This is a genomic window from Streptomyces sp. NPDC026672 (assembly GCF_040638185.1).
GTDB lineage: Bacteria > Actinomycetota > Actinomycetes > Streptomycetales > Streptomycetaceae > Streptomyces.
This window is the reverse complement of the sequence record NZ_JBEZXS010000006.1, coordinates 127,343-147,517: the sequence shown is the minus strand read 5'-3', so window position 1 is coordinate 147,517 and position 20,175 is coordinate 127,343. Positions and strand designations below refer to the sequence as shown.

Genomic DNA, 20,175 nt, shown 5'->3' with positions numbered 1-20,175 from the left:
ATGCCCCGGAGCGCCCACCGGCACAGGCCGGAGGCGACTCCCTACGTCGATCTCACCCGTGCCGAGTGGAGCGCGCTGCGCGACAAGACGCCGCTGCCGCTCACCGCCGAGGAGGTCGAGAAGCTGCGCGGTCTGGGCGACGTCATCGACCTCGACGAGGTGCGTGACATCTATCTGCCGCTCTCCCGGCTCCTCAACCTCTACGTCGGCGCCACCGACGGCCTCAGAAGCGCGCTGAACACCTTCCTCGGCGAACAGGGCTCCCAGTCCGGGACCCCCTTCGTCATCGGCGTCGCCGGCTCCGTCGCCGTCGGCAAGTCCACCGTCGCCCGTCTCCTCCAGGCCCTGCTGTCCCGCTGGCCCGAACACCCGCGCGTGGAACTCGTCACCACCGACGGCTTCCTGCTGCCCACCCACGAACTGGAGGCCCGCGGCATGATGTCGCGCAAGGGCTTCCCCGAGTCGTACGACCGCCGCGCCCTGACCCGCTTCGTCGCCGACATCAAGGCCGGCAAGGACGAGGTGACGGCCCCCGTCTACTCCCACCTGATCTACGACATCGTGCCCGGCGGGAAGCTCACCGTCCGCAGGCCCGACATCCTGATCGTCGAGGGCCTCAACGTCCTCCAGCCCGCCCTGCCCGGCACGGACGGCCGCACCCGCGTCGGTCTCGCCGACTACTTCGACTTCAGCCTGTACGTCGACGCGCACGGCGACGACATCGAGCGCTGGTACCTGGAACGCTTCAAGAAGCTGCGCCAGACCGCCTTCCAGGACCCGTCCTCGTACTTCCGCAAGTACACCCAGGTCTCCGAGGAGGAGGCCGTGGACTACGCCCGCACGCTCTGGAAGACGATCAACCGCCCCAACCTGGTGGAGAACATCGCCCCCACCAGGAGCCGGGCCACCCTGATCCTGCGCAAGGGCCCGGACCACAAGGTCCAACGCCTCAGACTACGCAAGCTGTAGAAGGCCGCCCTTCGACACCGACCCGAGGGCAGCGCCCCGAAGGGGCGCGGGGAACTGCGCGAACGGCCACAGCGAAACCCGCACCCCGCAACCGGCAAGACCCCGCACCCCCAACCCGGCCCGGCCAACTACCCAAGCGCCGACTTCACCGCGTCGGCCAGCCGCCCGGCGACGGTCCGCGCCTGCTCGATGTCCTGCGCCTCGACCATCACCCGAACCAACGGCTCGGTCCCGGAAGGCCGCAGCAACACCCTCCCCGTCGTCCCCAACTCCCGCTCCGCCTCGCCGACGGCCGCCGCGAGGTCCGCGGACGTACGCACCCGCGACTTGTCGACGTCCGGCACGTTGATCAGCACCTGCGGGAGCCGCTCCATGACCGACGCGAGGTCCCGCAGCGTACGGCCCGTCCCGGCGACCCGGGCCGCCAGCATCAGCCCGGTCAGGGTGCCGTCCCCGGTGGTGGCGTGGTCCAGCACGATGACGTGCCCGGACTGCTCGCCGCCGAGGGCGTACCCGTGCTCCTTCATCTCCTCCAGCACGTACCGGTCGCCGACCGCGGTCTGCACGACGTGGACGCCCTCGCGCTCCATGGCCAGCTTGAAGCCCAGGTTGGACATCACGGTCGCGACGACGGTGTCGGAGCGCAGTGCGGAACGCTCCCGCATCGCCAGCGCGAGCACGGCGAGGATCTGGTCCCCGTCCACCTCGGCACCGGTGTGGTCCACGGCGAGGCAGCGGTCGGCGTCGCCGTCGTGCGCGATGCCGAAGTCGGCACCGTCCTCAACGACGGCGGCCTTCAGCAGGTCGAGGTGGGTCGAGCCGCAGCCGTCGTTGATGTTGAGCCCGTCCGGCTCGGCCCCGAGGGTGACGACCTGGGCGCCGGCCCGCCGGAACGCCTCGGGCGAGACCCCGGCGGCCGCGCCGTGCGCCTCGTCGAGGACGATCTTCAGTCCGTCGAGCCGGTCCGGCACGACGGCCAGGAGGTGGCCGACGTACTGGTCGAAGCCCTCGTCGTAGGACCGCACCCGGCCCACGCCCGCGCCGGTGGGCCGCTCCCAGGGCTCACCGTGGCGGTGCGACTCGTAGACGGCCTCGATCCGGTCCTCCAGCTCGTCGGCGAGCTTGTGACCGCCGCGGGCGAAGAACTTGATGCCGTTGTCGGGCATGGCGTTGTGGCTCGCGGAGAGCATCACGCCGAGGTCCGCGCCGAGCGCGCCCGTCAGATACGCCACCGCGGGCGTCGGCAGCACACCGACGCGCAGCACGTCCACACCGGCGCTCGCGAGGCCCGCGACCACGGCGGCCTCCAGGAACTCCCCGGACGCGCGCGGGTCGCGGCCGACCACCGCCGTCGGCTTGTGGCCCTCGAAGGTGCCCGCCTCGGCCAGTACGTGCGCCGCGGCGACCGAGAGGGCGAGCGCCATCTCGGCCGTCAGGTCCGCGTTGGCGACACCGCGCACGCCGTCCGTGCCGAAGAGTCGTCCCACTTGTCCTCCTGAGGAAGCGTCAGTTGCGGCAGGCGCCTCAACGTGCGATCACACCAGACTTAGAGCATCTTGTGTCGTTATACGCCCAGGCGCTGTGATAAACGAACGCCCCGGCGGCACTGTGGCGTGCCGCCGGGGCGTTAGGAGTACGTGCAGGCAGCTGCGGATTAACGCTTGCTGTACTGCGGGGCCTTGCGGGCCTTCTTCAGACCGGCCTTCTTGCGCTCGACCGCACGGTCGTCGCGGCGCAGGAAGCCGGCCTTCTTCAGGGCGCCGCGGTTGTTGTCGACGTCCGCCTCGTTCAGCGCGCGGGCGACACCGAGACGGAGCGCACCGGCCTGACCGGAGACACCGCCACCGGCGATGCGGGCGACGACGTCGTAACGACCTTCGAGCTCGAGCACCTTGAAGGGCTCGTTCACTTCCTGCTGGTGCACCTTGTTCGGGAAGTAGTCCTCGAGGGTGCGACCGTTGATCTTCCACTTGCCGGTGCCCGGGACGATCCGGACACGGGCGATGGCGTTCTTGCGGCGACCCAGGCCGGCGGCCGGCTGGGGCTCACCGAAGCGGGAGGCCATCGACTCCGAGGTGTACTCACCCTCGACGGGGACCTCGGACTCGGTGGTGTAGCTGTCGATGTCGACGAGCTCGGTCTCTTCGAGCGGCTGCTCGGCAGTGGTCTCGGCCACGATTCTCCTCAGATTCTCTTCAGTCTTAGGGGGTGGCCGGACTTACTGCGCGACCTGGGTGATCTCGAACGGCACCGGCTGCTGGGCGCCGTGCGGGTGCTGGTCACCCTTGTAGACCTTCAGCTTCGAGAGCATCTGACGGCCCAGGGAGTTCTTGGGGAGCATGCCCTTGACGGCCTTCTCGATGGCCTTCTCCGGGTTCTTGTCCAGCAGCTCGTCGTAGCGGACGGAACGCAGACCGCCCGGGTAGCCGGAGTGGCGGTACGCCATCTTCTGGGTCCGCTTGTTGCCGGAGAGGTGCACCTTGTCGGCGTTGATGATGACGACGAAGTCACCGGTGTCGACGTGAGGGGCGTAGATCGCCTTGTGCTTGCCCCGGAGGAGGCTCGCTGCGGTGGTGGCGAGACGGCCCAGGACGACGTCCTGAGCGTCGATGACGTGCCACTGACGCGTCACATCGCCGGGCTTGGGGCTGTACGTACGCACGGTTCGTAGCCTTCGCTTCTTCAGTGAATGGTCCTGACAAGGTCACCGAAGACGATCACGACAGCCCTGACCGCACTGCGGTGACGCAAACCGCGTGCTGGTCGCTGGTCATCGGCCCGGTGGACCGGTGTAAGGGCCGGGTCCGTGAGAAGAGCCAAGCCAATACACAACGAAGATGCAGGATACCCGCCACGCCGCGGGCAGGTCAAAACGAGCCCTTGGATGCGGAATCCCGCCTGTTCGTGACCGAAAGTCTACCGGCCTGGATTGGGCCGGGCCGCCCCGATAAGGCCCCTATTCGTGGGACGAGAGGCGCACCGCCACCGCGTGTCGCCCGTCTAAGATGCGGCCCATGAGCTATGGGCAGGGGGGACCCCAGTCCCAGTGGGATCCCTGGAAACCGAACTCCCAACCGAACTCCCCGCAGGACCCGTGGACCGGCGGGAGCGGGGGCCAGACCCCGGACTGGGCCGCGCTCGCCGACGCGTCGGAGACGCGGAGCAAGCGGCGCCGGCTGCTGTTCATCGGCGGCGGCGCGGTCGCGACGGTGGCGATCGGCGCGGCCGTCGCCATGGCCGTGGTCTCGGCCAACGGCGACAACGACGCGTCCGGCGCCGGCGGGGTGCCGAGCGCGTCCCTGCCGAGCGACTCCCTGGGCCTGCCGTCCTTCGCGCCCACCAGTGCGCCGCCGCCGCTGGACCCGAAGGAGTTCATATCGAGCGCCCAGAAGGACACGGCGCCGCTCAGCGCCGAGACGCTCTTCCCGGGCACCCAGCTGACCATGGGCGACACCGTCTACAAGAAGGGCCTGACGGCGGACACCAAGGACTGCGCCTCCGCCGCGCAGGGCTCGCTGCCGAAGGTCCTCACGGACAACAAGTGCACCCGGCTGATGCGCGTCAGCTACCTCAAGGACGGGGTCGCGGTGACCGTCGGCGTCGCCGTCTTCGACACCGACACCGACGCCACCAAGGCCAAGCTCCAGGCCGACAAGAAGAGCATCGTGACGTCGCTCGCGGGCAAGGGCGTCAAGTCCTTCTGCGACTCCGCGGTCTGCCGCTCGACCACCAACTCCTACGGCCGTTACGCCTACTTCACCATCGCCGGCTTCACGAACGGCAAGGACGTCACGACCAAGGACACCCAGGTCTTCAGCACCGGCAACGACCTCGCCGAGTTCGCCTTCCGCCAGATCCGCCGCCGCGGAGAGGCCCAGGCATCGGCCGCCGCGGGCGGCTGACCCCGACCGCGCAACGGGCGTCGCCGGGGTCCCGCCGCAGCGGTCAGCAGCAGCCCGCGGCCGGTCCCGCGACCGGCAGGGAGCGCTTGTTGCGGGCCTCCCTGTTGCGGGCCGCCAGGAGGGCGTCGGCCGGGTAGCCGACCTCCTCCAGGGTCAGGCCGTGCGGCCGTACGACGTGCACCGCCGAGTCCCGCACCCCGGCCGCGAGCACCTTCGCCGGCCAGTCCGGCCCGCGGTGCCCGTCCCCCACGAACAGCAGCGCCCCGATGAGCGAGCGCACCATGTTGTGGCAGAAGGCGTCCGCCCGCACGGTCGCGGTGACGATCCCGTCGTCGCCTCGCACCAGACTCAGCTCCTGGAGCGTACGGATCGTGGTCGCGCCCTCGCGCCGCTTGCAGTACGCGGCGAAGTCGTGCTCCCCCAGCAGTCCGCGCGCCGCCGCGTTCATGGCGTCCACGTCGAGTGGCCAGTCGTGCCACAGGACGTGCCCGCGCAGCAGCGGGTCGACGCCGCCGGGGTCATCCGTTACGCGGTAGGCGTAGCGCCGCCAGATCGCGGAGAACCGGGCGTCGAAGCCCTCCGGCGCCTCGCCCAGCCGCCAGATCCGCACGTCCTTCGGCAGCCGGCCGGCCAGCCGCTTGAGCAGCTTCTCCCGGTGCTCCGCCCACAGCTGCGCCGGCAGGTCGACGTGGGCCACCTGGCCGCGCGCGTGCACCCCGGCGTCGGTCCGCCCGGCCACGGTCAGCTCGTACGTCGTCTCCCGCGACCGCGTCACCGTGCGCAGCGCGTCCTCGATCTCGGCCTGCACGGTCCGCTTCCCGCCGGCCTGCTTGGCCCAGCCGTGGAAGCCGGTGCCGTCGTACGACAGGTCGAGGCGGACCCGGACGCGGCCGGGTGCTACTTCGTCACTCACCCACAGATCCTCTCAGCAACACAAAAGCGGGCCCGCCCCCGGAAAGGGAACGGACCCGCCAACGCCCCCGAGGGGGCGCGGGGAACTGCGCGACGAGCCACGACGGAGCCGCGCCCGCCGACGGAACGGTCCCCCGCGGAACGCTTACGCGTCCTTCGACTCCTCGGCAGCACCCTCGGCCCCGGCGCCCTCGGCGTCCGCGTCCTTGGTGACGTCGACCTTGGTCTCCTCGGCCGGAGTCTCCACCGCGGCCTCGGTGTCCTTCGCCGCACGCCGCGTCGCGGCCTCGGCCTCACCGGTGGCCTGCTGCGCGACGGTCAGCGCCTCGACCAGCTCGATGACGGCCATGGGCGCGTTGTCGCCACGACGGTTGCCGATCTTGGTGATGCGCGTGTAGCCACCCGGACGGTTCTCGTACCGCGGGCCGATCTCGGTGAAGAGCGTGTGGACGATGCTCTTGTCCGTGATCACCTGGAGCACCTGACGGCGGTTGTGAAGGTCGCCCTTCTTCGCCTTGGTGACCAGACGCTCGGCGTACGGCCGCAGACGGCGGGCCTTCGCCTCGGTGGTGGTGATGCGGCCGTGCTCGAACAGCGCCTTCGCGAGGTTCGCGAGGAGCAGCTTCTCGTGCGCGGCGCTGCCGCCCAGACGGGCACCCTTGGTGGGCTTCGGCATGGTTCTTCTCCTGTGTGTCTGCCCCGGCCGTATCAGGTACCGGAGTCAGTATCCGAGCAGACGGTCGTCTGTCGGAGATCCGGGAGCAGCCCCGTAGGGGCGCTCCCGGAAGGGGCGCGGGGAACTGCGCGATCAAGCACAGCGCACCCGCGCCCGGGTACGGACCGGACGGCCCGAGCCCTCAGTACTGCTCGGTCTCGACGAAGCCCGCGTCCGCGTCGTCGTCCGCCCCGAACGCGTCAGCCGCAGCCGTCGGGTCGAATCCGGGCGGGCTGTCCTTCAGGGCCAGGCCCATGCCGGCCAGCTTCGCCTTGACCTCGTCGATGGACTTCGCACCGAAGTTGCGGATGTCCAGCAGGTCGGCCTCGGAGCGCGCGACCAGCTCACCCACGGAGTGGATGCCCTCACGCTTGAGGCAGTTGTACGACCGAACGGTGAGCTCCAGCTCCTCGATCGGCAGGGCGAGGTCCGCGGCCAGGGCGGCGTCCGTGGGGGACGGGCCCATGTCGATGCCCTCGGCGTCGATGTTCAGCTCGCGGGCGAGACCGAACAGCTCGACGAGGGTCTTGCCCGCGGAGGCCATGGCGTCACGGGGACGCATCGCCTGCTTGGTCTCGACGTCGACGATCAGCTTGTCGAAGTCGGTGCGCTGCTCGACACGGGTGGCCTCGACCTTGTACGTGACCTTGAGCACCGGCGAGTAGATGGAGTCGACCGGGATACGGCCGATCTCCTGGCCCACCTGCTTGTTCTGCACGGCGGAGACGTAACCGCGACCGCGCTCGACGGTCAGCTCCATCTCCAGCTTGCCCTTGCCGTTGAGCGTGGCGAGGACCAGGTCGGGGTTGTGCACCTCAACACCGGCCGGGGGCGCGATGTCGGCGGCGGTGACCAGACCCGGGCCCTGCTTGCGCAGGTACATCACGACCGGCTCGTCGTGCTCCGAGGAGACGACCAGCTGCTTGATGTTGAGGATCAGGTCGGTGACGTCCTCCTTGACACCCGGCACGGTGGTGAACTCGTGCAGGACGCCGTCAATACGGATGCTGGTGACAGCGGCTCCGGGGATCGACGACAGGAGGGTGCGGCGGAGGGAGTTGCCGAGGGTGTAGCCGAAGCCCGGCTCCAGCGGCTCGATCACGAACCGGGAGCGGAACTCGTCGACGACCTCTTCGGTCAACGAGGGACGCTGAGCGATCAGCATGTTGGGATCCTTCAGTCAGGGGCGCCCGCTATTTGACGCCCTGAGGTACTTCAAGGGTACGGGCGGCACGGCTCCTGGAGGAGGCCGTACCGCCCGGAACCGACAAAGCGCTGTGCGTCAGACGCGGCGACGCTTCGGCGGGCGGCAGCCATTGTGCGGGGTCGGGGTGACGTCCTGGATGGAGCCGACCTCGAGGCCCGTGGCCTGGAGGGAACGGATCGCGGTCTCACGACCGGAACCCGGGCCCTTCACGAACACGTCGACCTTGCGCATGCCGTGCTCCTGGGCGCGGCGGGCGGCCGACTCGGCAGCCATCTGCGCGGCGAACGGCGTGGACTTCCGGGAGCCCTTGAAGCCGACGTGGCCGGCGGAGGCCCAGGAGATCACGTTGCCCGACGGGTCCGTGATGGAGACGATCGTGTTGTTGAACGTGCTCTTGATGTGCGCGTGGCCGTGAGCGACGTTCTTCTTTTCCTTGCGGCGCACCTTCTTGGCAGCGCCCTGACGACCCTTGGGGGGCATCTACTAACTCCTACGGGAGGTGGTCGGTCCTACAGCGAAGACCGTGGAATGAGGTCCGCTGCGGACTACTTCTTGCCCGGCTTCTTCTTGCCGGCGATGGCGCGACGCGGGCCCTTGCGGGTACGGGCGTTGGTGCTGGTGCGCTGACCGCGGACGGGCAGACCACGACGGTGGCGCAGACCCTGGTAGCAGCCGATCTCGACCTTGCGGCGGATGTCGGCCTGGATCTCGCGACGGAGGTCACCCTCGGTCTTGATGTTGTTGTCGACGTACTCGCGGATCGCGACGAGCTGCTCTTCGCTCAGGTCGCGGACGCGGGTGTTCGGGTCGATGCCGGTCTCCGCCAGCGTCTGCTGGGAGAGCGTCCGGCCGATGCCGAACACATAGGTGAGGGCGACCTCCACGCGCTTTTCGCGCGGGATGTCAACACCGGAAACGCGTGCCATTCAATGGCTCCTGGTGATCTTCGGAGGTCTTCCGCAGAACCGGCTCCCAGCCGCCGTACCAGGTACGAACTGGGTCCCCGGCCTCCGAACCGGGGGTGTCGAGCCGCGGACGGCTCGGGTTCTGCCTCTGAACAAATTCAGCTCGCGTCGCGCGAAACTCTGCGGTGGGTGCAGAGGGATCGGTCGTGCGTCAGCCCTGGCGCTGCTTGTGGCGCGGGTTCTCGCAGATGACCATGACCCTGCCGTGACGGCGGATCACCCTGCACTTGTCGCAGATCTTCTTGACGCTCGGCTTGACCTTCATGGGATGTGAGGTTCTCCGGGTCAGTTGCCGGCGACCCCGCGCGGACGCGGAGTCTGGGCAAGATCTACTTGTAGCGGTAGACGATCCGGCCACGCGTCAGGTCGTAAGGAGACAACTCCACCACGACCCGGTCGTCAGGGAGGATGCGGATGTAGTGCATGCGCATCTTGCCGCTGATGTGTGCCAGGACCTGGTGGCCGTTCTGGAGCTCGACCTTGAACATGGCGTTCGGAAGAGACTCGACGACAGTGCCCTCGATCTCGATGGCACCTTGCTTCTTGGCCACGCTTCGCCCTTCGAATCGACTACCTTGATCGACTCCCACGCGTCCCTTGCGGGCGCATGCGGACATGCGGGTGCACGAGAGCCGACGAGTCAGTCTACGTCAGCGCACCCGGAAAGACGAATCGAGAGAGTCTGCCCCACCACGCGGATCGTCAATCCAGCGGATCGGGGGCCGCGGTCACGCCGAGTTCGGCGAGCTTGGCCCGGCCGCAGTCCGGGGCCGTCAGCACGAGGGGCCCCTCCTCGGTGATGGCGACCGAGTGCTCCCAGTGGGAGGACCAGGTGCCGTCCGTGGTGATGACCGTCCACTCGTCCTCGAGGACCTGGGTCTTCGCGGTGCCCAGGGAGACCATCGGCTCGATCGCGAGGCAGAAGCCCGGCACCAGCCTGGGGCCCTTGCCGCGACGCCGGTCGACGTAGTTCAGCAGGTGCGGGTCCATGTGCATCTCGGTGCCGATGCCGTGGCCGCCGTAGTCCTCGATGATCCCGTACCGGCCGCCGCCCGGCTTGGGCTGGCGGCGGATGTACGTCTCGACGGCCCGGGAGACGTCGACGAGCCGGCTGCCCGGCTTCATGGCCGCGATCCCGGCCCACATCGACTCCTCGGTCACCCGCGACAGCTCGATCAGCTCCGGAGCGTGACCCGAGCCCACGAACGCGGTGAACGCGGCGTCCCCGTGCCAGCCGTCCACGATGGCGCCGCAGTCGATGGAGATGATGTCGCCGTCCTTGAGGACGACCTCGTCCGACGGGATGCCGTGGACCACGACGTCGTTGACGGAGGTGCAGATGGTCGCCGGGAAGCCGCCGTACCCGAGGAAGTTCGGCTTGGCGTTGTGCTCGGCGAGCACCTTGCGGGCCACCAGGTCCAGATCCCGTGTCGACGCGCCCGGCACCGCGGCCTCCCGGGTGGCCGCGTGGATGGCGGCGACGACCAACCCCGCCTCACGCATCTTGGCGATCTGCTCCGGGGTCTTGATCTGCACCATGGGTGGCCTGCGCTCTCCGTCACTCACGTCGGTCGGTTACCTGTACAACAGTACGGCCGCGGTGCCCTCGGGGTCCGCCGGACGGGGTCCGGGGGGAGGGCGCCGCGGCCGGAAACGGCCCGAGGGCTACTTCTCGGTGTCCTCGTCACGCTTCAGCGCCTCCAGCGCCCGCCGCGTGACCTCGTCCACCGGGCCCAGGGAGGAGATCGTGACAACCAGGCCCTGCGCCTTGTAGTAGTCGATGATCGGCTCGGTCTGCGTGTGGTAGACCTCCAGCCGGGTGCGGACGGTCTCCTCGGAGTCGTCGTCGCGCTGGTACAGCTCGCCGCCGCAGACGTCGCAGACGCCCTCCTTCTTCGGCGGGCTGTACGTCACGTGGAAGACGTGGCTGGAGTCCTTGCGGCAGATGCGGCGGCCCGCGATGCGCTTGACCACCTCTTCCTCGGGGACCTCCAGGTCCAGCACCGCGTCCAGCTTGATGCCCTCGCCGCTGAGCAGTTCGTCCAGCGCCTCGGCCTGCGACACGTTGCGCGGGAAACCGTCGAGCAGGAAGCCGTTCTCCGCGTCGGCCTGCTCCATGCGGTCCTTGGCCATCGCGATCGTGACCTCGTCGGGGACGAGGTTGCCGGCGTCCATGTAGGACTTCGCGAGCTTCCCGAGCTCCGTCTGCTGGCTGATGTTGGCCCGGAACAGATCGCCCGTGGAGATGTGCGGTACGCGCAGTTTCTCGGCGAGGCGCACGGCCTGCGTTCCCTTACCGGCGCCCGGCGGCCCGACGAGGACGATTCGCATCAGCGGAGGAACCCTTCGTAATTGCGCTGCTGAAGCTGGCTCTCGATCTGCTTCACCGTCTCGAGACCCACACCCACGATGATCAGGATGCTGGTGCCACCGAACGGGAAGTTCTGGCTTGCCCCGAAGCCAACCAACGCCATCGTCGGTACGAGAGCGATCAGGCCCAGATACAGCGAACCCGGCCAGGTGATCCGGTTGAGCACGTACGACAGGTACTCAGCGGTCGGTCGGCCAGCCCGGATGCCCGGGATGAAGCCACCATACTTCTTCATGTTGTCGGCGACTTCCTCGGGGTTGAAGGAGATCGCCACGTAGAAGAACGCGAAGAAAACGATGAGCAAGAAGTACGCGGTGATGTAGATCGGGTGGTCGCCCTTGGTGAGGTTCTGCTGGACCCAGGCCTTCCAGCCCGAGTTGCCACCGGAGAACTGGGCGATCAGGGCCGGGATGTAGAGCAGCGACGACGCGAAGATGACCGGGATGACACCGGCCTGGTTCACCTTGAGCGGGATGTATGTCGAGGTGCCGCCGTAGGAGCGGCGGCCGATCATGCGCTTCGCGTACTGCACCGGGATACGGCGCTGGGCCTGCTCGACGAAGACGACGAGCGCCACCATGACCAGACCGACGGCGATGACGGTGCCGAACTCGATCCAGCCGCCGGCGAGGGTGCCCTGCTTCTTGATGGCCCACAGCGCGGACGGGAAGGTCGCGGCGATCGAGATGAACATCAGGATCGACATGCCGTTGCCGATGCCGCGGTCGGTGATCAGCTCACCGAGCCACATGACGACGGCCGTACCGGCGGTCATGCAGATGACCATCGTGATCGTGCCGAAGATCGCACGGTCCGGGACGATGCTCGACGCGACCGTGCAGCCGGAGAAGAGGGCGCCGCTGCGGGCGGTGGCGACGAGGCCGGTGCCCTGGAGGATGGCCAGCGCCACGGTGAGGTACCGGGTGTACTGGGTGATCTTCGCCGTGCCGGACTGGCCCTCCTTCTTGAGGGCTTCCAGGCGCGGGATGACCACGGTCAGCAACTGAAGGATGATGCTGGCCGTGATGTACGGCATGATGCCGAGCGCGAAGACCGTGATCTGGAGCAGCGCGCCGCCACTGAACATGTTGACGAGACCGAAGAGGCCCTGGTTGCCGGACGCCTCGTTCACGCACTGCTGGACGGCCTGGTAGTTGACGCCGGGGATCGGGATGTGGGTACCGACCCGGTAGACCACGATGATGCCCAGCGTGAAGAGCAGCTTCTTGCGCAGGTCGGGCGTCCTGAACGCCCGGGCGAACGCGGTGAGCACGGTGCCTCCTGCGACCCCCGCGCGTCTGCGTCAAGGGTGACGGTCTTGAAGTTCGACGAATGAAGAAAAAGTAACAGCGCAGGCCACCTTACCGGCGACACTGCCCCCTAGGAACGACCAACCGGGGATACCTCATTGTGAGGTATCCCCGGTCGGGTACGTCTACGTCATGGAACTCAGACGAGTTCGGTGACGGTGCCGCCGGCGGCGGTGATCTTCTCCTTGGCGGAACCGGAGACGGCGTCGACCGTCACCTGCAGCGCCACGGAGACCTCGCCCTGGCCCAGGACCTTGACCAGGCTGTTCTTGCGAACGGCGCCCTTGGCCACCAGACCCTCGACCGTGACCTCGCCACCCTCGGGGTAGAGCGCGGCCAGCTTCTCGAGGTTCACGACCTGGTACTCGGTCTTGAACGGGTTCTTGAAGCCCTTCAGCTTCGGGAGGCGCATGTGGAGGGGCATCTGGCCACCCTCGAAGCGCTCCGGAACCTGGTAACGGGCCTTCGTGCCCTTGGTACCACGACCGGCCGTCTTACCCTTCGACGCCTCACCACGACCGACACGGGTCTTGGCGGTCTTGGCGCCCGGGGCGGGACGGAGGTTGTGGATCTTGAGCGGGTTCTGCTCCGCCATGATCAGTCGACCTCCTCGACCGTCACGAGGTGGCGGACGGTGTGCACCATGCCGCGGAACTCGGGGCGGTCCTCCTTGACGACCTGCGTGTTGATGCCCTTGAGACCAAGGGAGCGCAGGGTGTCACGGTGGTTCTGCTTGCTGCCGATGTAGGACTTGACCTGCGTGATCTTCAGCTGCGCCATCACGCACCCACTCCGGCACGGGCACGCAGCAGAGCCGCGGGCGCGACGTCCTCCAGGGGCAGACCGCGGCGGGCCGCGATCTCCTCGGGACGCTGGAGACCCTTCAGGGCCTCCACGGTCGCGTGCACGATGTTGATCGCGTTGTCGGAGCCGAGCGACTTCGACAGCACGTCGTGGATACCGGCGCACTCGAGCACGGCACGCACCGGGCCACCGGCGATGACGCCGGTACCGGGGGACGCGGGCTTGAGCAGCACGACGCCGGCAGCCTTCTCACCCTGGATGGGGTGCGGGATGGTGCCCTGGATGCGGGGGACCTTGAAGAAGTGCTTCTTGGCCTCCTCAACACCCTTGGCGATGGCGGCCGGCACCTCCTTGGCCTTGCCGTAACCGACACCCACGGTGCCGTCACCGTCGCCCACCACGACCAGCGCGGTGAAGCTGAAGCGACGACCACCCTTCACAACCTTGGCGACACGGTTGATCGCGACGACACGCTCTACGTACGCGGTCTTCTCGGCGGCAGCAGCGCCGCCGTCACGGCCCTTCCGGTCCCGCCGCTCGCCGCCACCGGCACCGCCACCGCGGCGCTGGGGTCCAGCCATTGGATTTACCTCTCTCTTTTCCGCTAGCTACGGCGGCTCAGAACCTGAGCCCGGCCTCGCGGGCGGCGTCCGCCAGGGCGGCGATGCGCCCGGCGTACTGGTTGCCACCACGGTCGAACACGACAGCCTCGACGCCGGCGGCCTTGGCACGCTCGGCGACCAGGGCGCCGACCTGCTTGGCCTGCGCGGACTTGTCGCCCTCGCCACCGCGGATCGAGCCGTCCAGGGTGGACGCCGACGCCAGGGTGTGGCCCTTCAGGTCGTCGATCACCTGCGCCACGATGTGGCGGTTGGAGCGGGTCACGACCAGACGGGGACGCTCCGCCGTACCGGACACGCGCTTGCGGATCCGGATGTGACGGCGCTTGATCGCGGCGCGCTTGTAGGCGTCGCCCTTGAGGATCTTCTGCCCGTATGCCATGGCTTACTTACCCGCCTTTCCGACCTTGCGGCGGATGACTTCGCCCTCGTACTTGACGCCCTTGGCCTTGTACGGGTCAGGCTTGCGCAGCTTGCGGATGTTGGCCGCAACCTCGCCGACCTTCTGCTTGTCGATGCCCTCGACCGAGAAACGCGTGGGCGCCTCGACCTTGAAGGTGATCCCCGAGGGGGCCTCGACCACGATCGGGTGGCTGTAGCCGAGCGCGAACTCGAGGTTCGAGCCCTTGGCGGTCACGCGGTAACCGACACCACTGATCTCGAGCTTCTTCACGTAACCCTGGGTCACGCCGGTGATCATGTTCGCCACCAGCGTGCGGGACAGGCCGTGGAGGGCCTTGTTCTGACGCTCGTCGTTGGGGCGGGTGACGTTCAGGACGCCGTCCTCACCCTTGACGATCTCGATCGGTGCCACAACGGTGTGGGTCAGCTCGCCCTTGGGGCCCTTGACCTTGACCGTACGGCCGTCGATGGTGACGTCCACGCCGGCGGGAACCGCGATGGGGAGCTTGCCGATGCGCGACATAGCTGTTTCCTCCGTTCCCTTCCGCTACCAGACGTAGGCGAGGACTTCCCCACCCACGCCCTTCTTGCCGGCCTGCTTGTCGGTGAGGAGCCCGTGGGACGTGGAGATGATCGCCACGCCGAGGCCGCCGAGCACCCTGGGCAGGTTGGTGGACTTCGCGTATACCCGGAGACCGGGCTTGGAGATCCGCTTGATGCCCGCGATGGAGCGCTCACGGTTGGGGCCGAACTTCAGCTCCAGGACGAGGCTCTTGCCGACCTCGGCGTCCTCGACCTTCCAGCCCGTGATGAAGCCCTCCTGCTGGAGGATCTCCGCGATGTGCGACTTGATCTTCGATGCCGGCATCGTCACGGAGTCGTGGTATGCCGAGTTCGCGTTACGCAGACGCGTCAACATGTCTGCGATCGGATCAGTCATGGTCATGAATTGGCCTGTGGCCTTTCTCGCCGGGGTTTCCTATATGCGCCATCCCTCTCCCCGTACTACGGACGGGACGGGTGCGGTGCGGGGACCTACGGCGTAGTAAGTCGTTCAGGGCGGCAGAGGCCCAACCCTCCAAGCCTAAGGCATACGAGGAGGGGCCCCTGCCGTCCCGGTTGCTTACCGAGAGACCCAGCAATCCCTGTTGAGGGGATTACCAGGAGCTCTTGGTCACGCCCGGCAGCTCGCCACGGTGAGCCATCTCACGAAGGCACACGCGGCACAGGCCGAACTTGCGGTACACGGAGTGCGGACGGCCGCAGCGCTGGCAGCGGGTGTAGCCACGCACACCGAACTTGGGCTTGCGAGCAGCCTTAGCGATCAGAGCCTTCTTCGCCATCTCGCTCACGCCTCCTTGAACGGGAAGCCGAGGTGACGAAGGAGCGCGCGGCCCTCAGCGTCGTTGGTCGCCGTGGTGACCACGGTGATGTCCATACCCCGGACGCGGTCGATCTTGTCCTGGTCGATCTCGTGGAACATGACCTGCTCCGTGAGACCGAAGGTGTAGTTGCCACGGCCGTCGAACTGCTTGGGGGACAGGCCGCGGAAGTCGCGGATGCGCGGCAGCGCGAGCGACAGGGTGCGGTCCAGGAACTCCCACATGCGGTCGCCACGAAGCGTGACGTGGGCACCGATCGGCTGACCCTCACGCAGCTTGAACTGCGCGATGGACTTGCGGGCCTTGGTGACGGCCGGCTTCTGACCGGTGATCGTGGTGAGGTCGCGGATGGCGCCCTCGATCAGCTTGGAGTCGCGGGCGGCGTCGCCCACACCCATGTTGACCACGATCTTGACGAGGCCGGGGATCTGCATGACGTTCTCGTACTTGAACTCGTCACGCAGCTTGCCCGCGATCTCCTCGCGGTACTTCTGCTTCAGACGCGGAGTGGTGGTGGTAGCCATCAGATGTCCTCACCCGTCCGCTTGGCAACGCGGATCTTGTTGCCTTCGTCGTCGAAGCGGTAACCGACACGCGTGACGACCTTGTTGCCGTCCTTCTCCACGACGAGCTGAACGTTGCTCACGTGGACCGGGGCCTCGGTCGTGACGATGCCGCCGGCCTGCGAACCGCTGGCGGTCGGGCCGGCCTTGGTGTGCTTCTTGACCCGGTTGACACCCTCGACCAGGACACGCTCCTCGCGCGGGAAAGCGGCAATGACCTTGCCCTGCTTGCCCTTGTCCTTACCGGTGATGACCTGGACCAGGTCGCCCTTCTTGATCTTCATGCTTACAGCACCTCCGGCGCGAGCGAGATGATCTTCATGAACTTCTTCTCGCGCAGCTCACGGCCGACCGGGCCGAAGATGCGGGTGCCGCGAGGGTCGCCGTCGTTCTTCAGAATGACGGCGGCGTTCTCGTCGAAGCGGATGTACGAGCCGTCCGGACGGCGGCGCTCCTTGACGGTGCGAACGATGACCGCCTTGACGACGTCACCCTTCTTCACGTTGCCACCGGGGATCGCGTCCTTGACGGTGGCGACGATGACGTCACCGATGCCCGCGTAGCGGCGACCGGAGCCACCGAGCACACGGATGCAAAGGATCTCCTTCGCACCAGTGTTGTCGGCGACGCGCAGTCGCGACTCCTGCTGGATCACGTCTATCTCCTGTGTGTCTGCCGGTTCCCGGCGAGGAGCGTGAGTGCCTCACGCTCCTCGCCGAGCCTGGCGGAACTGACCTGCGAGGCAACTGCCCCGCAGGAATTGCTACTTGGCCTTCTCGAGGATCTCGACGACGCGCCAGTGCTTCGAGGCGGACAGCTTGCGCGTCTCCATCAGGAGGACGCGGTCGCCGATGCCGGCAGCGTTCTGCTCGTCGTGCGCCTTGAGCTTGTTCGTACGGCGGATGACCTTGCCGTACAGCGCGTGCTTGACGCGGTCCTCGACGGCGACGACGACGGTCTTGTCCATCTTGTCGCTGACGACCAGGCCCTCACGGGTCTTCCGCGCGTTGCGCTCGGTCTGCTCGGTCACGTTCTTCTCGCTCATCAGGCGCTCTCCACCGTTTCGATGCCCAGCTCACGCTCGCGCATCAGGGTGTAGATCCGCGCGATGTCCTTGCGGACCGCCTTCAGACGGCCGTGGTTCTCGAGCTGACCGGTCGCCGCCTGGAAGCGGAGGTTGAACAGCTCTTCCTTGGCCTCGCGGAGCTTGCCGAGAAGCTCCTCGTTGCCCAGTTCGCGCAGCTCGGACGCCTTGGTACCGGCCGACATCACGCTTCACCTGCCTCGCGCTTGACGATCCGGCACTTCATCGGCAGCTTGTGGGCCGCACGAGTCAGCGCCTCACGGGCGATCTTCTCGTTGGGGTACGACAGCTCGAACATGACGCGTCCGGGCTTGACGTTGGCGATCCACCACTCCGGCGAACCCTTACCGGAACCCATGCGGGTCTCGGCAGGCTTCTTGGTGAGCGGACGGTCCGGGTAGATGTTGATCCAGACCTTGCCGCCACGCTTGATGTGACGGGTCATCGCGATACGAGCCGCCTCGATCTGGCGGTTCGTGACGTAGGCCGGGGTCAGCGCCTGGATGCCGTACTCGCCGAACGCAACCTGCGTACCGCCCTTGGCCGCGCCGTCGCGCTTCGGGTGGTGCTGCTTGCGGTGCTTGACCCTACGGGGGATCAGCATGTCGGTCAGGCCTCCGTTCCGGTGCTCTCAGCCGGAGCTGCGGCCGCCGGGGCCGCCGAGGACTCCGTCTTGGGGGCCTCGGCACCGGCAGCCTGCTGCGGCTTGCGACCGCGCCGCTCGCCACCGCGGCCACCACGGGCCGGGCGGTCGGCACCGCCACGCGCCGGGCGGTTGCCCGCACGGGCGGCGGCGTTCTCGGCGCGGACCTCGGCGATGTTCTTGACGTCGCCCTTGTAGATCCAGACCTTCACACCGATGCGGCCGAAGGTCGTCTTGGCCTCGAAGAAGCCGTAGTCCACGTTCGCGCGGAGCGTGTGCAGGGGCACGCGGCCCTCGCGGTAGAACTCCGAGCGGGACATCTCGGCGCCGCCGAGGCGGCCACCGCACTGGATCTTGATGCCCTTGGCGCCGGCCTTCATCGCCGACTGCATGCTCTTGCGCATGGCACGGCGGAAGGAGACGCGGGAGGAGAGCTGCTCGGCGACGGCCTGGGCCACGAGCTGAGCGTCGGTCTCGGGGTTCTTGACCTCGAGGATGTTCAGCTGGACCTGCTTGCCCGTGAGCTTCTCGAGGTCGCCGCGGATGCGGTCGGCCTCGGCGCCACGGCGGCCGATGACGATGCCCGGACGGGCGGTGTGGATGTCCACACGCACACGGTCACGGGTGCGCTCGATCTCCACCTTGGAGATGCCGGCGCGCTCCATGCCGGACGTCATCATCCGACGGATGGCGACGTCTTCCTTGACGTAGTCCTTGTACAGCTTGTCGGCGTACCAACGCGACTTGAAGTCGGTGGTGATGCCGAGCCGGAACCCATGCGGGTTTACCTTCTGGCCCATTACCGGGTTCCTTCCTTGCTGCTGACGACCACGGTGATGTGGCTGGTCCGCTTGCGGATCCGGTAGGCACGGCCCTGGGCGCGCGGCCGGAACCGCTTCAGGGTCGGGCCCTCGTCGACGTACGCCTCGGAGATGAAGAGGCTGCCGGCGTCGGTGTGGTCGTAGTTGTGCGCGGCGTTGGCGATGGCGCTGTCGAGCACCTTGCCGACGGGCACGGAGGCTGCCTGCGGAGCGAATCGCAGAACAGCCTGGGCCTCCGTGGCGTCCATGCCACGGATGAGGTCCACCACACGGCGGGCCTTCATGGGCGTGACGCGGATGTACCGCGCCTGGGCCCTGGCTTCCATGGTTGTCCCTTCAGAGTTACTTACTTGTCTGAATGCGATCCGCTACTAGCGGCGCTTCGACTTCCGGTCGTCCTTGACGTGACCCCGGAAGGTGCGGGTCGGCGAGAACTCGCCGAGCTTGTGGCCGACCATCGACTCGGTGACGAACACCGGGATGTGGGTCTTGCCGTTGTGCACCGCGATCGTGTGGCCCAGCATGGCCGGGACGATCATCGAGCGACGGGACCAGGTCTTGATGACGTTCTTGGTACCGGCTTCGTTCTGGACGTCCACCTTCTTGATCAGGTGGTCGTCGACGAAGGGTCCCTTCTTCAAGCTACGAGGCATCTCAACCCGTCCTTAGCGCTTCTTGTTCGTCTTGCGGCGGCGGACGATGTACTTGTTCGACGCCTTCTTGGGCGAACGAGTACGGCCTTCCTTCTGGCCCCACGGGGACACGGGGTGACGGCCACCGGAGGTCCGGCCCTCACCACCACCGTGCGGGTGGTCGACCGGGTTCATGACCACACCACGGACGGTCGGGCGAACGCCCAGCCACCGCTTGCGGCCCGCCTTGCCCCAGTTGATGTTGCTCTGCTCGGCGTTGCCGACCTCACCGACGGTGGCGCGGCAGCGCGCGTCCACCATGCGGATCTCGCCGGACGGCATACGGAGGGTCGCCATGGCACCCTCACGCGCCAGCAGCTGCACCGAGGCACCCGCGGAACGGGCGAACTTGGCGCCACCGCCGGGACGGAGCTCGATCGCGTGCACCGTGGTACCGACGGGGATGTTGCGCAGGGCGAGGTTGTTGCCCGGCTTGATGTCGGCCCCGGGACCGTTCTCGACGCGGTCGCCCTGTGCCAGGCCGCGCGGCGCGAGGATGTAGCGCTTCTCGCCGTCGGCGTAGTGCAGCAGCGCGATGCGCGCGGTGCGGTTGGGGTCGTACTCGATGTGCGCGACCTTCGCCGGCACGCCGTCCTTGTCGTGACGACGGAAGTCGATCACTCGGTAGGCGCGCTTGTGTCCGCCACCCTGGTGGCGAACGGTCACACGACCGGCGTTGTTACGGCCGCCCTTGCTGTGCAGCGGGCGGACCAGCGACTTCTCCGGCGTGGACCGCGTGACCTCGACGAAGTCGGCGACGCTGGCGCCACGACGGCCCGGCGTAGTCGGCTTGTACTTGCGGATTCCCATTTC

At 67.7% G+C, this 20,175-nt stretch carries 32 protein-coding genes; 2 read left to right on the top strand and 30 right to left on the bottom strand.

The window, feature by feature from the left end:
- Complete coding sequence (gene coaA, locus AB0F77_RS09120; RefSeq protein WP_361943849.1) at nt 1–969, top strand: type I pantothenate kinase; 969 nt, start codon at nt 1–3, stop codon at nt 967–969.
- A gap of 128 nt (nt 970–1,097) precedes the next feature.
- On the opposite strand, the gene glmM is transcribed toward coaA, so the two are convergent.
- The 3 genes from glmM to rplM form a co-directional block, all read right to left on the bottom strand.
- Complete coding sequence (gene glmM / locus AB0F77_RS09115; RefSeq protein ID WP_361943846.1) at nt 1,098–2,456, bottom strand: phosphoglucosamine mutase; 1,359 nt, start codon at nt 2,454–2,456, stop codon at nt 1,098–1,100.
- 167 nt (nt 2,457–2,623) lie between these two features.
- Nucleotides 2,624–3,145, bottom strand: coding sequence for a 30S ribosomal protein S9 (gene rpsI, locus AB0F77_RS09110; protein WP_361943843.1), 522 nt, complete (start codon nt 3,143–3,145; stop codon nt 2,624–2,626).
- Nucleotides 3,146–3,187: 42 nt separating this feature from the next.
- Nucleotides 3,188–3,631, bottom strand: coding sequence for a 50S ribosomal protein L13 (gene rplM, locus AB0F77_RS09105; protein WP_361943840.1), 444 nt, complete (start codon nt 3,629–3,631; stop codon nt 3,188–3,190).
- Nucleotides 3,632–3,983: 352 nt separating this feature from the next.
- On the opposite strand from rplM, the gene AB0F77_RS09100 reads away from it, so the two are divergent.
- Complete coding sequence (locus AB0F77_RS09100) at nt 3,984–4,871, top strand: hypothetical protein (protein WP_361943838.1); 888 nt, start codon at nt 3,984–3,986, stop codon at nt 4,869–4,871.
- A 43-nt stretch (nt 4,872–4,914) separates the two neighbouring features.
- Here AB0F77_RS09100 and truA read toward each other — a convergent pair whose 3' ends face one another.
- The 27 genes from truA to rplB form a co-directional block, all read right to left on the bottom strand.
- Nucleotides 4,915–5,784, bottom strand: a complete 870-nt coding sequence (truA, locus tag AB0F77_RS09095; RefSeq protein ID WP_361943835.1) for a tRNA pseudouridine(38-40) synthase TruA — start codon at nt 5,782–5,784, stop codon at nt 4,915–4,917.
- 144 nt (nt 5,785–5,928) lie between these two features.
- Complete coding sequence (gene rplQ, locus AB0F77_RS09090; protein WP_361943832.1) at nt 5,929–6,459, bottom strand: 50S ribosomal protein L17; 531 nt, start codon at nt 6,457–6,459, stop codon at nt 5,929–5,931.
- Nucleotides 6,460–6,640: 181 nt separating this feature from the next.
- The gene (locus AB0F77_RS09085) at nt 6,641–7,663 is read right to left on the bottom strand and encodes a DNA-directed RNA polymerase subunit alpha (protein ID WP_003966937.1); all 1,023 of its coding nucleotides are present in this window, start codon (nt 7,661–7,663) and stop codon (nt 6,641–6,643) included.
- 117 nt (nt 7,664–7,780) lie between these two features.
- On the bottom strand, nt 7,781–8,185 hold the full coding sequence (gene rpsK / locus AB0F77_RS09080; RefSeq protein ID WP_003956432.1) for a 30S ribosomal protein S11: 405 nt from the start codon (nt 8,183–8,185) through the stop codon (nt 7,781–7,783).
- 65 nt (nt 8,186–8,250) lie between these two features.
- The gene (gene rpsM, locus AB0F77_RS09075) at nt 8,251–8,631 is read right to left on the bottom strand and encodes a 30S ribosomal protein S13 (RefSeq protein ID WP_020135802.1); all 381 of its coding nucleotides are present in this window, start codon (nt 8,629–8,631) and stop codon (nt 8,251–8,253) included.
- A gap of 190 nt (nt 8,632–8,821) precedes the next feature.
- Nucleotides 8,822–8,935 carry a 50S ribosomal protein L36 gene (gene rpmJ, locus AB0F77_RS09070; protein ID WP_003998809.1) on the bottom strand — a complete coding sequence of 38 codons (114 nt, stop codon included), beginning with the start codon at nt 8,933–8,935 and terminating at the stop codon, nt 8,822–8,824.
- A gap of 64 nt (nt 8,936–8,999) precedes the next feature.
- Complete coding sequence (gene infA / locus AB0F77_RS09065; RefSeq protein ID WP_003948620.1) at nt 9,000–9,221, bottom strand: translation initiation factor IF-1; 222 nt, start codon at nt 9,219–9,221, stop codon at nt 9,000–9,002.
- 151 nt (nt 9,222–9,372) lie between these two features.
- Complete coding sequence (gene map, locus AB0F77_RS09060) at nt 9,373–10,209, bottom strand: type I methionyl aminopeptidase (protein WP_361944280.1); 837 nt, start codon at nt 10,207–10,209, stop codon at nt 9,373–9,375.
- Nucleotides 10,210–10,335: 126 nt separating this feature from the next.
- On the bottom strand, nt 10,336–11,001 hold the full coding sequence (locus tag AB0F77_RS09055) for an adenylate kinase (protein ID WP_361943829.1): 666 nt from the start codon (nt 10,999–11,001) through the stop codon (nt 10,336–10,338).
- On the bottom strand, nt 11,001–12,314 hold the full coding sequence (secY, locus tag AB0F77_RS09050; RefSeq protein ID WP_361943826.1) for a preprotein translocase subunit SecY: 1,314 nt from the start codon (nt 12,312–12,314) through the stop codon (nt 11,001–11,003). Before secY ends, AB0F77_RS09055 begins: the two co-directional genes overlap by 1 nt.
- Nucleotides 12,315–12,490: 176 nt before the next feature.
- Nucleotides 12,491–12,946 (bottom strand): 50S ribosomal protein L15, encoded by a 456-nt coding sequence (rplO, locus tag AB0F77_RS09045; protein ID WP_361943823.1) that lies wholly within the window; start codon nt 12,944–12,946, stop codon nt 12,491–12,493.
- A gap of 2 nt (nt 12,947–12,948) precedes the next feature.
- The gene (rpmD, locus tag AB0F77_RS09040) at nt 12,949–13,131 is read right to left on the bottom strand and encodes a 50S ribosomal protein L30 (protein ID WP_003974250.1); all 183 of its coding nucleotides are present in this window, start codon (nt 13,129–13,131) and stop codon (nt 12,949–12,951) included.
- Nucleotides 13,131–13,736: a 30S ribosomal protein S5 gene (gene rpsE, locus AB0F77_RS09035; RefSeq protein WP_003998815.1), complete on the bottom strand. Its 606-nt coding sequence runs from the start codon at nt 13,734–13,736 to the stop codon at nt 13,131–13,133. The genes rpmD and rpsE overlap by 1 nt, the downstream gene beginning before the upstream one ends.
- A 37-nt stretch (nt 13,737–13,773) precedes the next feature.
- Nucleotides 13,774–14,157: a 50S ribosomal protein L18 gene (gene rplR / locus AB0F77_RS09030; protein WP_361943819.1), complete on the bottom strand. Its 384-nt coding sequence runs from the start codon at nt 14,155–14,157 to the stop codon at nt 13,774–13,776.
- A 3-nt stretch (nt 14,158–14,160) separates the two neighbouring features.
- Nucleotides 14,161–14,700: a 50S ribosomal protein L6 gene (rplF, locus tag AB0F77_RS09025; protein ID WP_361943816.1), complete on the bottom strand. Its 540-nt coding sequence runs from the start codon at nt 14,698–14,700 to the stop codon at nt 14,161–14,163.
- A gap of 24 nt (nt 14,701–14,724) precedes the next feature.
- Nucleotides 14,725–15,123, bottom strand: coding sequence for a 30S ribosomal protein S8 (gene rpsH / locus AB0F77_RS09020; protein WP_361943813.1), 399 nt, complete (start codon nt 15,121–15,123; stop codon nt 14,725–14,727).
- Between the two features lie 211 nt (nt 15,124–15,334).
- Nucleotides 15,335–15,520, bottom strand: a complete 186-nt coding sequence (locus tag AB0F77_RS09015; protein WP_003948630.1) for a type Z 30S ribosomal protein S14 — start codon at nt 15,518–15,520, stop codon at nt 15,335–15,337.
- 5 nt (nt 15,521–15,525) lie between these two features.
- Nucleotides 15,526–16,083 carry a 50S ribosomal protein L5 gene (rplE, locus tag AB0F77_RS09010; protein WP_016434630.1) on the bottom strand — a complete coding sequence of 186 codons (558 nt, stop codon included), beginning with the start codon at nt 16,081–16,083 and terminating at the stop codon, nt 15,526–15,528.
- Nucleotides 16,083–16,406 (bottom strand): 50S ribosomal protein L24, encoded by a 324-nt coding sequence (rplX, locus tag AB0F77_RS09005; protein ID WP_223776223.1) that lies wholly within the window; start codon nt 16,404–16,406, stop codon nt 16,083–16,085. Before rplX ends, rplE begins: the two co-directional genes overlap by 1 nt.
- Before the next feature lie 2 nt (nt 16,407–16,408).
- Nucleotides 16,409–16,777, bottom strand: coding sequence for a 50S ribosomal protein L14 (gene rplN / locus AB0F77_RS09000; RefSeq protein ID WP_003998823.1), 369 nt, complete (start codon nt 16,775–16,777; stop codon nt 16,409–16,411).
- A 108-nt stretch (nt 16,778–16,885) separates the two neighbouring features.
- On the bottom strand, nt 16,886–17,167 hold the full coding sequence (gene rpsQ, locus AB0F77_RS08995) for a 30S ribosomal protein S17 (protein ID WP_361943808.1): 282 nt from the start codon (nt 17,165–17,167) through the stop codon (nt 16,886–16,888).
- Nucleotides 17,167–17,391: a 50S ribosomal protein L29 gene (gene rpmC / locus AB0F77_RS08990; RefSeq protein WP_030174543.1), complete on the bottom strand. Its 225-nt coding sequence runs from the start codon at nt 17,389–17,391 to the stop codon at nt 17,167–17,169. The genes rpsQ and rpmC overlap by 1 nt, the downstream gene beginning before the upstream one ends.
- Nucleotides 17,391–17,810 (bottom strand): 50S ribosomal protein L16, encoded by a 420-nt coding sequence (gene rplP, locus AB0F77_RS08985; protein ID WP_046732372.1) that lies wholly within the window; start codon nt 17,808–17,810, stop codon nt 17,391–17,393. Before rplP ends, rpmC begins: the two co-directional genes overlap by 1 nt.
- Before the next feature lie 5 nt (nt 17,811–17,815).
- Nucleotides 17,816–18,649, bottom strand: coding sequence for a 30S ribosomal protein S3 (rpsC, locus tag AB0F77_RS08980; protein ID WP_361943804.1), 834 nt, complete (start codon nt 18,647–18,649; stop codon nt 17,816–17,818).
- The gene (gene rplV / locus AB0F77_RS08975) at nt 18,649–18,996 is read right to left on the bottom strand and encodes a 50S ribosomal protein L22 (RefSeq protein WP_032926743.1); all 348 of its coding nucleotides are present in this window, start codon (nt 18,994–18,996) and stop codon (nt 18,649–18,651) included. The genes rpsC and rplV overlap by 1 nt, the downstream gene beginning before the upstream one ends.
- A 45-nt stretch (nt 18,997–19,041) precedes the next feature.
- Nucleotides 19,042–19,323, bottom strand: coding sequence for a 30S ribosomal protein S19 (gene rpsS / locus AB0F77_RS08970; protein ID WP_003948639.1), 282 nt, complete (start codon nt 19,321–19,323; stop codon nt 19,042–19,044).
- Between the two features lie 12 nt (nt 19,324–19,335).
- Nucleotides 19,336–20,172 carry a 50S ribosomal protein L2 gene (gene rplB, locus AB0F77_RS08965; protein WP_361943800.1) on the bottom strand — a complete coding sequence of 279 codons (837 nt, stop codon included), beginning with the start codon at nt 20,170–20,172 and terminating at the stop codon, nt 19,336–19,338.
- Nucleotides 20,173–20,175: the final 3 nt, after the last annotated feature.